This window comes from Paenibacillus cremeus, from assembly GCF_007786445.1.
GTDB lineage: Bacteria > Bacillota > Bacilli > Paenibacillales > NBRC-103111 > Paenibacillus_G > Paenibacillus_G cremeus.
Genome location: NZ_VNJI01000033.1, coordinates 29,791 through 43,805 on the forward strand (window position 1 = coordinate 29,791; position 14,015 = coordinate 43,805).

14 protein-coding genes are annotated in these 14,015 nt (G+C 59.4%); 13 read left to right on the forward strand and 1 reads right to left on the reverse strand.

Translation table 11 applies throughout. From position 1 onward, the window contains the following. Positions 1–8 precede the first annotated feature (8 nt). From FPZ49_RS22475 to FPZ49_RS22535, 13 genes are all read left to right on the forward strand, one after another. Positions 9–1,202, forward strand: a complete 1,194-nt coding sequence (locus tag FPZ49_RS22475) for an aminotransferase class I/II-fold pyridoxal phosphate-dependent enzyme (RefSeq protein ID WP_144851254.1) — start codon at positions 9–11, stop codon at positions 1,200–1,202. A gap of 146 nt (positions 1,203–1,348) precedes the next feature. Beyond that, positions 1,349–1,618: an aspartyl-phosphate phosphatase Spo0E family protein gene (locus FPZ49_RS22480; RefSeq protein WP_144851256.1), complete on the forward strand. Its 270-nt coding sequence runs from the start codon at positions 1,349–1,351 to the stop codon at positions 1,616–1,618. Positions 1,619–1,734: 116 nt separating this feature from the next. Continuing rightward, positions 1,735–2,259, forward strand: coding sequence for a hypothetical protein (locus FPZ49_RS22485; protein ID WP_144851258.1), 525 nt, complete (start codon positions 1,735–1,737; stop codon positions 2,257–2,259). A gap of 76 nt (positions 2,260–2,335) precedes the next feature. Beyond that, complete coding sequence (locus tag FPZ49_RS22490; RefSeq protein WP_261381543.1) at positions 2,336–3,352, forward strand: ABC transporter substrate-binding protein; 1,017 nt, start codon at positions 2,336–2,338, stop codon at positions 3,350–3,352. A 1-nt stretch (position 3,353) separates the two neighbouring features. Then, entirely contained in the window at positions 3,354–4,400 is a 1,047-nt protein-coding gene (locus FPZ49_RS22495; protein WP_144851260.1) for a FecCD family ABC transporter permease, read from the forward strand. An 80-nt stretch (positions 4,401–4,480) separates the two neighbouring features. Continuing rightward, positions 4,481–5,275 (forward strand): ABC transporter ATP-binding protein, encoded by a 795-nt coding sequence (locus tag FPZ49_RS22500; RefSeq protein WP_144851263.1) that lies wholly within the window; start codon positions 4,481–4,483, stop codon positions 5,273–5,275. A gap of 1 nt (position 5,276) precedes the next feature. Continuing rightward, on the forward strand, positions 5,277–6,344 hold the full coding sequence (gene cobT / locus FPZ49_RS22505; RefSeq protein ID WP_261381544.1) for a nicotinate-nucleotide--dimethylbenzimidazole phosphoribosyltransferase: 1,068 nt from the start codon (positions 5,277–5,279) through the stop codon (positions 6,342–6,344). A gap of 4 nt (positions 6,345–6,348) precedes the next feature. Next, entirely contained in the window at positions 6,349–6,957 is a 609-nt protein-coding gene (cobU, locus tag FPZ49_RS22510) for a bifunctional adenosylcobinamide kinase/adenosylcobinamide-phosphate guanylyltransferase (RefSeq protein ID WP_144851266.1), read from the forward strand. 179 nt (positions 6,958–7,136) lie between these two features. Then, positions 7,137–8,120: an adenosylcobinamide-phosphate synthase CbiB gene (cbiB, locus tag FPZ49_RS22515; protein ID WP_144851268.1), complete on the forward strand. Its 984-nt coding sequence runs from the start codon at positions 7,137–7,139 to the stop codon at positions 8,118–8,120. Next, complete coding sequence (gene cobS, locus FPZ49_RS22520) at positions 8,108–8,917, forward strand: adenosylcobinamide-GDP ribazoletransferase (protein WP_144851353.1); 810 nt, start codon at positions 8,108–8,110, stop codon at positions 8,915–8,917. The genes cbiB and cobS overlap by 13 nt, the downstream gene beginning before the upstream one ends. Before the next feature lie 56 nt (positions 8,918–8,973). Next, complete coding sequence (locus tag FPZ49_RS22525; RefSeq protein ID WP_144851270.1) at positions 8,974–11,637, forward strand: cobyric acid synthase; 2,664 nt, start codon at positions 8,974–8,976, stop codon at positions 11,635–11,637. 42 nt (positions 11,638–11,679) lie between these two features. Further along, complete coding sequence (locus FPZ49_RS22530) at positions 11,680–12,249, forward strand: cob(I)yrinic acid a,c-diamide adenosyltransferase (RefSeq protein ID WP_144851272.1); 570 nt, start codon at positions 11,680–11,682, stop codon at positions 12,247–12,249. Beyond that, positions 12,246–13,172: an RluA family pseudouridine synthase gene (locus FPZ49_RS22535; protein WP_144851274.1), complete on the forward strand. Its 927-nt coding sequence runs from the start codon at positions 12,246–12,248 to the stop codon at positions 13,170–13,172. Before FPZ49_RS22530 ends, FPZ49_RS22535 begins: the two co-directional genes overlap by 4 nt. A 75-nt stretch (positions 13,173–13,247) precedes the next feature. Here FPZ49_RS22535 and FPZ49_RS22540 read toward each other — a convergent pair whose 3' ends face one another. Continuing rightward, positions 13,248–14,000 (reverse strand): YdcF family protein, encoded by a 753-nt coding sequence (locus FPZ49_RS22540; RefSeq protein ID WP_144851276.1) that lies wholly within the window; start codon positions 13,998–14,000, stop codon positions 13,248–13,250. Positions 14,001–14,015: the final 15 nt, after the last annotated feature.

Sequence of the window (14,015 nt, forward strand, 5' to 3'; positions counted from 1 at the left end):
GAGGAGCAATGATAGAGCAGAAGCAAGATCAAGGAAGCAAATCGATGAGCCAATATTTGGCTCCGCTCGTGCGCGAGATCGCACCGTCGGGCATTCGCAAGTTTTTTGATCTCGTCAGCGCCAGCAAAGATATCATCTCCCTCGGCGTCGGCGAGCCGGATTTCAGTACGCCATGGCATGTCCGGGAAGCTTGCGTATACTCGCTGGAGCGCGGCAATACCAAATATACGCCTAACTCCGGATTGCCTGAGCTGCGCGAAGCGATTGCGGAGTATTTATATGAATCGTTCCATGTGCCGTATGAGCCGAAGGATGAGGTGCTGGTTACGGTCGGCGGCAGCGAAGCGATCGACCTGGCGCTACGCGCGTTGATTACTCCAGGGGACGAGATTCTCATTCCGGAGCCAACATACATTTCGTACTCTCCAATTGCAATGATCAGCGGCGGCAAGCCGGTCGGGATCGAGACGTTCGCCAAGGACCAGTTCAAGCTGAAGGCCGAGTCGCTGAAAGCAGCGATCACGCAGAAATCCAAGGTGCTGATCCTGTGCTACCCAAGCAATCCGACTGGCGGCATTATGACCTACGAGGACTGGCTGCCCATCGCCAAGCTGGTAGAAGAGAACGACTTGATCGTCATTTCGGATGAAATTTACGCTGAATTAACCTACGAGCACAAGCACGTCAGCTTCGCATCCATCCCGGGCATGCGGGACCGGACGATTCTCGTCAGCGGCTTTTCCAAGGCGTTCGCTATGACCGGCTGGCGGATGGGCTATGCCTGTGGACATCGGGAGCTCATCTCCGCGATGCTGAAGATTCACCAGTACACCGTCATGTGTGCACCTTCAATGGGGCAGGTGGCCGCGCTCGAAGCGCTGAGGAACGGGCTGGAAGAGAAGGACCGGATGGTAGAGTCGTACAATCAGCGCAGACGTTTGGTCGTGCACGGCTTCCGCGAAATCGGTCTGGAGTGCCATGAGCCGCAGGGCGCTTTCTATGCATTCCCTTCCATTCAAGCGACAGGGATGACCTCAGAGGAATTCGCTCAGCGGCTGCTCTATGAGGCGAAGGTCGCAGCGGTCCCGGGATCCGTATTCGGGCTCGGCGGAGAAGGCTTTATCCGCTGTTCCTATGCGTATTCCGTCAATCAGCTGCTGGAAGCGATTGAGCGCATCGGGAAATTTATAAACAAATTGTAATTTCGACAAAATAGGATAAAAGTAACCCGTTTTCAAGTTCCCTCAAAACTGGTATCTTAGATGTATAAGAAGTTTCATATAATTAATATTATATGTGACTTTCTATATACAGGACTAAAGATGTAACACAGGGGGAGGGAAGATTTATGGCTTTTCCGGAATATCAGCTTCGTCAGACCTTGCATATCGGCTGGATTCGTGAAGACGATCATCGGGCTAAGTGGATTCTTGGAAAACGAAAGCGGGCCTCGGCTGCAGTATCGTTAGAGGACGATATTTACCGGCTGCGTATTGAGCTGGAAGAGCTTGTGCTCGGCGGGAACAGCCTAACTTCCCCGAGGGTAGTCGAGATCAGCATGGAGCTGGACAAAAAAATCAACGAATATATGAACAAACACCAAAGGGGCCGATATTAATCGGCTTCTTTTTTTGTGGGCTGGCGGCGGGCTGCGTTTTGAAACGAACGGTTCGTTTATGATAAGATGGAAAAAATAGAAAACTAGAGCCCGGCGAAGGAGAAGAGATGCGGACTATGAGAGGGAAATGGCTGATTGTTGTACTGCTGCTGGTGGTGGCGCTAGCCGGCTGTGATAATGGACCGAAGGCGGACGTTTCTATTTTCATGATGTCCTCCCAGGGTATTCCTTCAGAGGTAGGGGATAAGCTAGGCCAATCGCTGCAAAGCAAGCTGGGAGCAGCACCGACCGTAAGGCTGAATACGACGCCGATTTTTTCGATGGATAAAATGGTCGTGGAAATTGCCGCAGGCGAGAATGGCATTCTCATTATTCCAGGAGAGCAATTTAAGGCGCTGGGGCAGCAGGGCGGCTATGTATCACTGGATGACGTGGCGAAGCCGGAGGATTTTCCTGATGGCGTTCTGGAGCTGACCGACAACGGCAAGACGGAGAAGCACCTGTACGGCATTCCGATGGAAAAAACCAAATGGTTTACGGAGTTAAATTTAAACGGCAAAAACCTTTTCGCGTTCATCCCGGCCAACGCCCCGGATAAGGAGAAGGCGAAGCAAGTGCTGAAGCAGATTGCTCAAAAGTGAGAAGCTCGTTTTGCCCTCTGCTGATGGATGCGGATCCGTGGCAGGGGGCATTTTTAACGTTAGGAGATGAATAATCGTGCTTAAATACAGTGGAAAAAAAACGTGGCTGGCTGCGGTCATTGGGGTGACGGTGATCGCGGCCTTGACCGGCTGCGGAGGAGGTAGTACCAATAAAGTGCCGGGGCAGGGAGAACTAGTGGCTCCGCCGAAGGCGTCCGGTGGGACGAATGCAGGGACCGTCGCTGCCAAGCGGACGACGTATCCGCTGAAGATTAAGGATGCGACGGGGAAAGAATTTACCTTTGCCAAAGCGCCGGAGCGCATTGCTTCGGTTTCGCCGGCAGAGACGGAAACGCTGTATGCCTTGGGGCTGGGCGATAAGGTGGTCGGGGTGTCGGACTTCTGCGATTATCCTGCTGAAGTGAAATCGAAGCCGAAGCTCGGAAGCATCGTGAAGCCCAATGAAGAGGCGCTGATCGCGGCCAATGCGGATTTGATCATGACCGGCGTGTCGATGCCGACGCCCACCGTGGAGAAGCTGCGGGAGCTGAAGGTGAATTTGTTCAAGGTCGAGCCGAAAACGATAGATGATATCATTAACAACATTAAGCTTATGGGGCAAATTTTTGACCGTCAGGAGCAGGCCGAGAAGCTGGCCGCCTCCATGGAAGCCGACCGCAAGAAGGTGGCGGATGCCGTGAAGGACGTCAAGCCGGAGCAGAAGAAAAAGGTGTTCATCGAGATTTCTCCGGGCTGGACGGTTGGCAAAGGCGAGTTCATCGATGAGCTGATTACGGCTGCAGGCGGGGTGAATGTGGCTTCTAGCGAGAAAGGCTACGTGCAGCTAAGCGAGGAGAAAGTGATTGCGGCGAATCCGCAGGTCATTTTGTATCCGAAAAATTTAGTCGACGATTCGTCCAAGAAAAACATGGATCAGCTGATCCGCGCGCGAAGTGGGTGGAATCAGATCGATGCGGTGAAAAACAACAAGCTCGTCGGTGTAGACGACAACATGATGAGCCGTCCGGGTCCCCGCATTACGGCGGCGCTGGTGGAATTCGCGAAAGGCATCTACCCAGATTTGGTGAAATAAAATGAGGCGGAAGCTGTGGATCTGGGGAGGGGCGGCACTGGCTCTGCTGGTGCTGTCCGCTACGGTGGCGTTGTCGATTGGGACGGTCAGCGTACCGCTGGTGCACGTGTGGGAAATTTTGCTGCATCGGATTCCCGGCTGGGGAGAGCGGATTCCGGTGGAGTGGAACGTCGCGGCGGAGCAAATTGTTTGGCGGGTCCGGCTTCCGCGGATGGTGCTCGGCATTTTGGTCGGAGCTGCATTGGGGCTGGCCGGTGCGTCCTTTCAGGGCGTGCTGCGCAACCCGCTGGCCGATCCTTATACGCTGGGTGTCTCGTCGGGGGCGTCGGCTGGGGCTGCGTTTTTGATCCTGTTCGGGCTGCAGCTCGCTTGGTTCGGGATGTGGACGGTGCCGGTGGTGGCCTTCGGAACAGGGGCGTTGACGCTTGGCGCGGTCCTGCTGCTGGCGAGAACCGACGGGAAGCTGCGGATGGAGACGGTTATTTTGTCCGGGGTGGTTATGCAGGCTTTTCTTGGTGCCTTCGTCTCGTTAATGGTAGCGCTGTCTAAGCAGGTCATTAACGAGATTTTGTTTTGGACGATGGGAAGCCTGGCGCTGCGGGGATGGAGCTATTCGTTGGTACTGCTGCCATACTTGGCGGTCGGCACGCTCGTGCTGCTCAGCTGCGGGCGGGCGATGAATGTGTTTGCGTTGGGCGAAAAGCAGGCGGCGCACCTCGGCGTGAACGTCGAGCGGACGAAGCTCGTCGTGCTGGTCGCTGCGACGCTCATGACGGCAGCTGTGGTGTCGGTGTCCGGTGTGATCGCTTTTGTCGGGCTGCTCGTTCCGCATTTGCTTCGGCTAATCGTCGGACCGGATTACCGGCTGCTGCTTCCGCTCTCGCTCGTTGGCGGGGCGATCTATGTGCTCTGTGCGGATACGATCGCACGCATGGCGCTAAGCCCGACGGAGCTGCCGCTTGGGGTGGTGACGGCGTTTATGGGGGCGCCGTTCTTTGCCTATTTGCTGAGGCGCAGTCGGCGAGGGGATCGTGGGCAGGCTGGGTAAAGCGGGATGGTGGCTTGAGACCGAGATGAATGCGGGACAATCATGGATTTCATTCGCCCCTGTTTAGGAGGAGCTTGGCGATGGTTAGAGTGGATGTGGGGCGGCTGAGTAAGGTGTTTGGCTCGCGCAGAGTGCTGGAGGAGGTCAGCTTTCAAGTGAAGCCCGGGGAATGGCTGGGCATCTTGGGGCCGAACGGAAGCGGGAAGTCGACGCTGCTGCAGCTGATCGCAGGTGTCGATCGGCCAGCGACGGGGGAGGTGCGGCTGGATGACCAGCCGGTGGGACAGCTGGCTAGACAGGCGCTGGCACGGAAGCTGGCGGTGCTCCAACAGGAAGCGCTTCCTCCGCTAAGCTACACGGTGCGCGAGGTGATCGAGATGGGGCGGTACCCGTTCCAGAACTGGCTCGGGGACGAGCCGGACGCGTCGGCAGGGTATGCGGAGACACTGGTCGAGCGAATTCTGGAGGAGCTGAGGCTCGGAGCGCTCGCGGAACGTCCCTTGGATCGGCTGAGCGGAGGAGAACGCCAGCGGGTAGCACTGGGCAAAGCGATGGCACAGGAGCCGCAGCTGCTGCTGCTCGATGAGCCGACGACCTTTCTGGACATCGGCTATCAGGTGGAGATGATGAGCCTGGTGCGCACCTGGCAGCAGGAGCGGGGGCTGACGGTCATTTCGGTGCTGCATGATTTGAACCTGGCGGCGCAGTATTGCGATCGGCTGATGCTGCTGCACGATGGGCGTGCGGCAGGCCTTGGGAAGCCGGAGGACGTGCTGACCGCTGAATTGCTGGAGCGCGTCTATGGGACGCGTCCGTATATTTTGCCGCACCCGGATAGCGGTGTACCGCAAATATTGCTTGGGAAGGGGAATTGACGTGAAGAATCTGTCTTTGGTAGAGGTAATCAACGGTATTAAGCCGCTCGATGAGCGGAAGGTGGAGGAAGCGGCGCAGCATTTGGACCAGCTGACGAAGCCGCCGGGCAGCTTGGGCCGACTGGAGGAGGTTGCCAAGCAGCTGGCAGGCATCCGAGGAGAGGTTAAGCCGGAGCTGGGGCGCAAGGCGGTCATCGTGATGGCCGGCGACCATGGCGTTTGCGAGGAGGGGGTCAGCGCCTTCCCGGCGGAGGTGACGCCGCAGATGGTGCTCAACTTCCTGCATGGCGGAGCAGCGGTCAATGTGCTGTCACGGCATACGGGCGCCGATGTCGTCTGCGTCGATATCGGGGTGAATGCCGAGCTGGAGCATCAGAGTCTGTACTCGCGCAAGGTGCGCTACGGGACGGCCAACATGGCCAAAGGGCCGGCGATGACGCGCGAGGAAGCGGAGCGGGCGGTGATGGTTGGCGTGGAGCTGGTAGCCGAGCTGGTCGGACAAGGCTACGGCCTGTTTGCCACCGGCGAGATGGGCATCGGCAACACGACGGCCAGCGCAGCAATTCTGGCCGTGCTCGGAGGCGCGGACGTGGTGAGCGCCGCTGGGCGCGGCACCGGCATCGACGATGCGAGGCTGCAGCATAAGCAGGCGGTCATCCGCCGTGCGCTGGAAGTGAATGAGCCGGATGCGGCGGATCCGCTCGGCGTGCTTGCTAAGGTCGGCGGATTGGAGATCGCCGGACTGGTCGGGGTGATTCTAGGCGCCGCCCACCACCGCTGTCCCGTCGTCATCGACGGGTTCATCTCGTCGGCGGCCGCTCTGATCGCAGCGCGGTTGGCGCCGCTGAGCACCGCGTATATGATCGCCTCGCATCTGTCGCAGGAGCAGGGGCATGCCCGTCTGCTTGAGGAGATCGGGCTCGTGCCGATGCTGCGGATGGACATGCGGCTCGGCGAAGGGACCGGTGCGGTGCTGGCGTTTCCGCTGATCGAGGCGGCCGTGAAGCTGGTCAAGGAAATGGCCACCTTCGCGGATGCGGGCGTTTCTACGGGTACTGAGGAGCACTGAGCGGATGAAGGTACTCGTAACGGGCGGCGCGCGAAGCGGCAAAAGCGCGTTCGCGGAAGCGTATGCCGCTAGGCTCAGCGAGCAGGAGCAGCGACATGGACAGGAACGAGGACAGGAGCAAGGACAGGGGAGAGAGCGGGAGCAGGCGGTCTATATCGCCACGGCCCAAGCTTATGATGAAGAGATGCGGGAGCGCATCGCACTGCACCGGCGGGACCGGGAGGCGCACGGCTACCGCTGGACGACGGTGGAGGAGCCGTACGCATTGGCGGAAACGCTGCAAGCTGCCGAGGCTCCGGTCGTGCTCGTCGATTGCTTGACACTGTGGCTGTCTAACTGGCTGCTGCGGATGGAGCACGAGGTGGAGGCCGAGCGCAAAGTGGAGGCGAAGATCGAAGAGCTAGTTAGCGCGTTCGTAGCGTGTCGCAGCCAGATCGTGCTGGTGACGAACGAGGTAGGCTATGGCCTTGTGCCGGAGTACAAGCTGGGCCGGCAATTCCGCGATTTGTCCGGGCGCATGAACCAACGGCTGGCGAAGGTGGCGGACCAGGTATTCCTTGTCACCTCAGGCATCCCCGTGGAGCTGAAAAGCCAAGCGTTCAGGCTGACCTAAAGCGGAGAATCCGCGCTGGAGGGGCCCGAAGTCCGCGAAGGGCTCGCCGTAGGCGGTAAATCCGCGTTGGAGAGTCCAGTGGATCGCAAGGGGCGTGCCGAAAGCGGGAAATCCGCGTTGGAGGGCCGGTGGGCTGCAAAGGGCTGCTTTTTCATAATCAAACGTGCGGGGGAACGGTTTTGTTATTGTATGGGGTGCAGGAAACGCTGTGGATGGTGCTTGCCGCTATTATCGTGGATTGGATCGTCGGCGATCCGTCCTGGCGATGGCTGACGCACCCGGTCATTTGGATCGGGCGATGGATTACGTCGCTGGAAAAGGCGCTGCTTGGGAGCCGGGGGGCGTCAGATCAACGGAAACAGCAGCTAGGTGTGCTTTTGACACTGGTTACCGTGTGTGCGGCGTTTGGCTGCACGTGGCTCATCGTCTGGCTCGCGGGCGCGATCCATCTTTGGCTGGGCTATGCGGTGAACGTCTGGTTTATATCCACCACCATGGCCGTGAAGGGCTTAAAGGAAGCGGCCGTAGCGGTGTATCGCCCGCTGGAGGAAGGGCGGATGGATGAGGCGCGGAAGTATGTCGGCTACATCGTAGGAAGAGAAACCTCGCATCTGGACGAGGCGGAGGTCACGCGCGCGGCGGTCGAGACGGTGGCAGAGAACATCGTCGATGCGGTTGTGTCGCCCATCTGCTATGCCCTGCTCGGCGGGGCACCGCTGGCCATGCTGTATAGAGCTTCTAATACGCTCGATTCGATGGTTGGCTACAAGAACGACAAGTACCTGTACTTCGGCTGGGCGTCGGCCCGTTGGGACGACGTACTGAACTGGCTCCCGGCCCGGCTGACGGGCCTGCTGCTGGGGGCCGTCGCGTGGGCAACGCCAGGGCTTTCGGCAGCGCGGTCGTTCGCTGCGGTCCGGCGCTTCGCCCACCTGCATCCGAGCCCGAACAGCGGCATCCCGGAATCCGCGGTAGCGGGGGCGCTCGGCATCGAGCTGGGCGGGGTGAACGTGTATCACGGCCGGGTCAGCGAGCGGGCGCGAATGGGCTGGCCGCTGCGCGAACGGGGGCGGGAAGATATTGTGAAGACCGTGCGGATGATGTATGCGGTCAGCTTTTTAATCGCGGGAGGGCTGCTGCTGTGCGCGCTATGGATGGACTGAAGGGCTGGGGTGCGGCGCTGATTGCTGCGTTTCAATTTTTGACCCGATTGCCGCTGCCGGTGAATTTGCACTATGATGATGCGTTGTTTCGTCGCAGCGTTGTGTTTTACCCCGTGGTCGGGGTCGTGCTGGGCTGGTTGCTCGTTGGCATTGGACAAATGCTCCTCCTGATCGGTGTGCCGGTGCTCCCAGCCGCTGCATTGCTGCTCGCCAGCTGGGTAATACTGACCGGCGCACTTCATCTAGACGGCTTGATGGATACCGCAGACGGCATCCTAAGCCACCGGTCGCGCGAGCGGATGCTGGAAATTATGAAAGACAGCCGCGTTGGCGCGATGGGGGTGGTAGCCTGCGTTTTGGTGCTGCTGCTAAAATGGTCCTTGCTGCAGGAGCTGCTCAAACAGGGCGCGAGCCCGCAGCTCTTTCTGCTGCCGTTAGCCACGCTGTGGAGCCGCTGGTTTATGGTGGTCGCCATCGCGAGGTGGCCATATGCAAGGCAGGAACAGGGCGGCGGCATGGGCGGGATGTTTCGCGGCATCGGCTGGTTCACGCTGGCCGTACAGACTGGTTTAGCTGTGCTGGCCGCATGCTTTACGGCGGAGGCGGCTGGCTTCGAAGCTTCGCGGGCGTGGGCGACAGCAGCTCTCTTCGGAGCGGTCTCGGGCGCAGCGGGCTTGATCATGAGCCGATATTTAAGCAGCAAGCTCGGCGGCTTGACCGGCGATACGTATGGTGCGATGAACGAGCTTTTGGAGGCGGTTCTACTGCTTCTTTTGCTATGGGCCATCGGAAGCTAGCAGGTGGTTAACAGCAAGCGAAGCGCTGCATATTACAACTATAGGGGGACGAATACATGCTGGAGCGTTACGGACACGGCGGCGATTTGTGGACGGCGGCGGAGTCGTTCGGCCGGCCGAAGGAGCAGTTTCTCGACTTCAGCTCGAACATGAACCCGCTCGGACCGCCAGAGGTGATCGGCCGCCTTGTGCAGGAGCGATGGCAGGAGGTGGCCCATTATCCGGATCCTGCGGTCCGGGAGCTGACACGGATGCTCGCCCAAAAGCACGGCGTGGAGCCGGAGTGCATTCTCGTCGGCAACGGCGCGGCGGAGCTGATCGACTTGGCCGTGCGGGTGCTGCAGCCGGGGGTGACGGGTCTCGCAAGGCCATCGTTTTCGGAGTACGAGGAGGCGGTGGACAAAATCGGCGCGCAGGTGCTGGATATCCCGCTGCAAGCGTCTTCAGGCTTCGAGCTGCAGCTGGCGGAGGTGCAGGCGGCATCGAAGCATTGTGATGTCCTGTTCCTCGGGCACCCGAACAATCCGACCGGACGACTGCTGCCAAAGTCCGTCGTGCAGTGGCTGCGTGGCGGGGACGTCCCGGCAGTCATCGATGAAGCGTTCCTCGATTTCTCGGAGCGCGAGGAGGAGCTGACGCTCATCCCAGCGGCGGCTCGCAGCCGGAATCTGACGGTCATCCGCTCGATGACCAAATTTTATTCGATCCCGGGACTGAGGCTCGGCTATGCCGTGGCACATCCAGATCGGATCAAGGCCATGCGCCGGCTGCAGGTGCAGTGGAGTGTCAATGCGCTCTCGCAATGGATCGGAACAGCAGTCCTAGCGGAAAAAGCATTTGCCAAGCGCACGCTAGCATGGCTCCCCAAGGAGCGTGCATGGCTGACCGCCGGGCTCAAAAAATTGGGGCTCATGGTATATGACAGTGACACCAATTTTATTTTGTTCTCGCTGAAGTCATTGGGCTTGAAAGTGCAGGAGCTGCAAGCCGAAATGGGGCGGCGAGGCGTGCTGATCCGCGACGCCTCCCTGTTTAAGGGGCTGAGCGACAGCGACGTCCGGGTGGCTGTGAAGCTGCGCGAGCACAATGAGCGGCTGCTGCAGGAGCTGGAGGCGGCCCTGAATATGCTAACCGACGCAGTCACGGCGACAACACCGCCTGCACCCACAGAGCACGTCGCCCCTGTCACAAGCCGCCTTGCACCCACGCTAATGCTGCAGGGCACGGCCTCCGATGTCGGCAAAAGCCTGCTAACGGCGGCGCTCTGCCGCATCCTGCTGCAGGACGGCCGGCGCGTGGCTCCGTTCAAGTCACAGAACATGTCGCTGAACTCCTACGTCACGCCGGACGGAAAAGAAATCGGCCGGGCGCAGGGCATGCAGGCGGACGCCTGCCGCATTGCGGCGACGACCGACATGAACCCGATTTTGCTCAAGCCCAAAAAAGACATGGTCGCCCAAGTCGTCGTCCACGGCAAGCCGTACCGCGATCTGGAAGCCAGGGCGTACCGTGAGCAGTACCTCACGGTGGCGGAAGGCATCGTGAAGGAGGCACTGCACCGGCTAAGGGAAGCGTACGACGTCGTGGTGCTGGAAGGCGCGGGCAGTCCCGCGGAGGTCAACCTGAAGGACCGCGACATCGTCAATATGCGGCTGGCCGGTTGGGCGGAGGCGCCCGTGCTGCTGGTGGCCGATATCGACCGAGGCGGTGTATTTGCGTCCATCGTAGGGACGCTGGACATCTTAACCCCAGAGGAACGCGATCGCGTCCAAGGGTTCATCATTAATAAATTTCGCGGGGACGTTTCGCTGCTGCAGCCCGGCATCGACTGGCTGGAGGAGCGAACGGGCAAGCCGGTGCTTGGCGTTATCCCTTACTTGCCGCAGCTGGGGCTGGAGGACGAGGATTCGGCCTCACTCGATCGCAGACTGGCTGAGACCGCCTTTGCCTCCTCCATGCCCGATCTGCTGGATATCGCCGTGATCCGGCTGCCCCGGCTCTCCAACTTCACGGACGTCGATCCGCTGGACTATGAGCCGGATGTGCGGCTGCGCTACGTGACCACCGCCGAGGAGCTCGGCCGGCCTGATGCCGTCATTTTACCGGGCAGTAAAAATACGGTCGACGACCTGCTGTACCTTCGGCAGAGCGGTCTGGACCGGAGGCTGATCGACTATGCTCTGGAGGCGCAAGGGGCGCTTGTGGGCATATGCGCGGGCTACCAAATGCTCGGCGAGCGGCTGCTCGATCCCGAGCTGGTAGAATCGGATCAGCCGAAGCTGAGCGGGCTGGGGCTTTTTCCGACGGAGACGGTGTTTACGAAGGACAAACGCACGGTGCTGGCAAGCGGCACAACGAGTTTATATGGCACCGGCACCAGCCTGCCGATTCAGGGCTACGAAATTCACATGGGCCGGACGTCATTCCTACAGCCTGTGGAGCACCCCTTCCTGCTGCTGCATGAAAACGGCAGCCATCATGCCGATGGCGTTATCAGTGCGAACGGGCGCTGTTGGGGAACGTACGTACATGGGATCTTGCACAACGACGATTTCCGGAGAGCGTGGCTGAACACTCTGCGCGAGCGCAAGGGCTGGCCTGCTCTGCCGGCGGAGCTGCGGTTCATGGAGCGAAGAGAAGCGGCGTTCGACCGGCTTGCAGACCATGTCAGAGCTCACTTGGATATGAAGCGGTTATATGCGATGATAGATGTAACGTAATCAAGCGACTGATTTTAAAACAAGGTGTGGGAGGGGAATCGCATGAAAATCTACACAAGAACCGGCGATGCAGGGCAAACCGGGGTAATCGGCGGCCGCGTGGACAAAGACGATGCCAGGGTCGAAGCGTACGGGACGGTGGATGAGCTGAACTGTTTTGTCGGTCAGGCGATCGGGTTTCTGGATGCGGGGCGCGATGCGGATCTGATGGCGGATCTGCTGGAGATCCAGCATGAGCTGTTCGATTGCGGCGGGGATTTGGCGCTGCTGAAGCCGGATCAGAGACCGTTCAAGGTGACGGCGGAGATGGTCGACCGGCTGGAGACGTGGATCGACAAGTACGATGCGGAGACGCCGGACATTCAGCGGTTTATTTTGCCTGGGGGGACGCAGGCTTCCTCAGCGCTTCACGTTTGCCGGACGGTATGCCGCCGGGCTGAACGCCGGGTGGTGACGCTGGCCCGCAAGCAGCCGATCAACGAAGAAGTGCGTAGGTATTTGAACCGGCTTTCTGATCTGTTTTTCACCGTAGCCCGGACGGCCAATCACCGCGCAGGCTCCCCGGATGTGGAGTATGTGCGAAGCGCAGAGGTGTTCAAACGCAAGCCATGAGCTATTACAAGCCTTTAGAGTACATCGTTCCGGCGGAGGAAGACGGCTTTATGCTGCGGACGATTTTGCAAAAACGACTGATGATTTCCCGCAAGCTTCTGTCCCGGCTGAAAATGACCGAGCAGGGGATTACCGTGAACGGGGAACGCAAGTATATCGACATCAAGGTAAAGGCGGGCGACCAGGTGGCGGTGCGGATGGTGGAGGAAACGTCGGACGATATTTTGCCCCAGCCGATTCCGCTGGACATTGTGTACGAGGATGAAGAGCTGCTGGTGCTGAACAAGCCGGCGGGCCGCATCGTCCATCCGACGCACGGCCATTATACCGAAACGCTGGCGAACGGGGTCGTCTACTATTGGCAGCAAAAGGGTGCGAATTACCGCTTTCGTCCGATTCACCGGCTCGATCAGGAAACATCGGGGACGCTCGCCATCGCCAAAAACCCGTACGTCCACCAGCAAATCTCCGAGCAAATGCAAGCCCACGAGCTGAAAAAAGAGTACGTCGCCCTCGTGCACGGCTGCCTGTCTAGCGACGAAGGCACGGTGGATGCGCCGATCGATCGTGATCCGGAGCAGCCGCACGTCCGCATCGTGACCGAATCCGGCTATCGCGCGGTGACGCACTATCGGGTGGAGCGCCGCTTTCGGGAAGCTACACTCGTTCGACTGTGGCTGGAGACGGGCCGAACGCATCAAATTCGAGTGCATATGAAGCACTTGGGCCATCCGCTCATTGGAGATAAGATGTACGGACTTACAACGCTAGACGATGTACCTCCGGATCACGGAATGGCGCGCCATGCACTGCATGCGGTCACACTCGGCCTAACGCATCCGATTCGCAAAGAATGGATGGAATTCCATGCGCCGCTCCCAGACGATATGCAGCAATGCATCGAGCAGCTGCTGGACCATTAAAAAAATCCGCTCTTCCAAGGCGTAAAGGGAACCATGCCCTGTACCTTGAATCAGCGGATTTTTTTCTTCACTGCTTTACGGCTGCAGCATGCCCAAATACTCCTTCATGGCTAACGCAAGGTCATCCATCGCGATGGAGCTTGGCAGCAGCTGTCTGGCGCTCCATCCGGCCCCGCGGCTTGCCATGTAGGCGACGGGGTATGGCGTCACGGTCACCTGCTGCGTGCGAAAATGCTTAACGGCTCGAACCATATGCGAGGCGGAGGTGACCAGAATCGGATGCTGAAAGCCGTGCTCCCTCAGCATTTGAGCGGAATTGACCGCATTTTCCTGCGTGGTGCGGCTGCGATCCTCCAGCAAAATGTCGGTCTGCGGCACCCCCATCGCAATCAGCGCCCGCTTCGAGATCTGCCCCTCATTGCCCGAATTCTCGTACACCTGTCCTCCCGAGATGAGGATGGGGAGCTTTTTTCTCGCGTACAGCTCGACCACGGCTGCCATCCGGCTCATCGTAGTCTGACTGAGGCTGCTTTGATCATGCGGTCCGCTGGCATCGGGGGTTCCGGTCACTGCGCCGCCCGTCAGCACGACGTACACGTCGCCATTGATGGCCGCAGGCGGTTCGTAGCGGCTCTCCAATGAGCGCAGGGCCGACTCCCCGACAGGCGGAATGGACACTAGATACAGCAGCGCCGTAAAGCCGAGAAGCACCCATGCAATTTTACTCTGATGCCTGTAGAGCAGCCACACGCTTACAGCCAGCATCAGCACGATGAATAAGCCGGGAGGCAGCACAAACATATATAACGCTTTTAGCACATAAATCATGGTTGGAACGCTCCG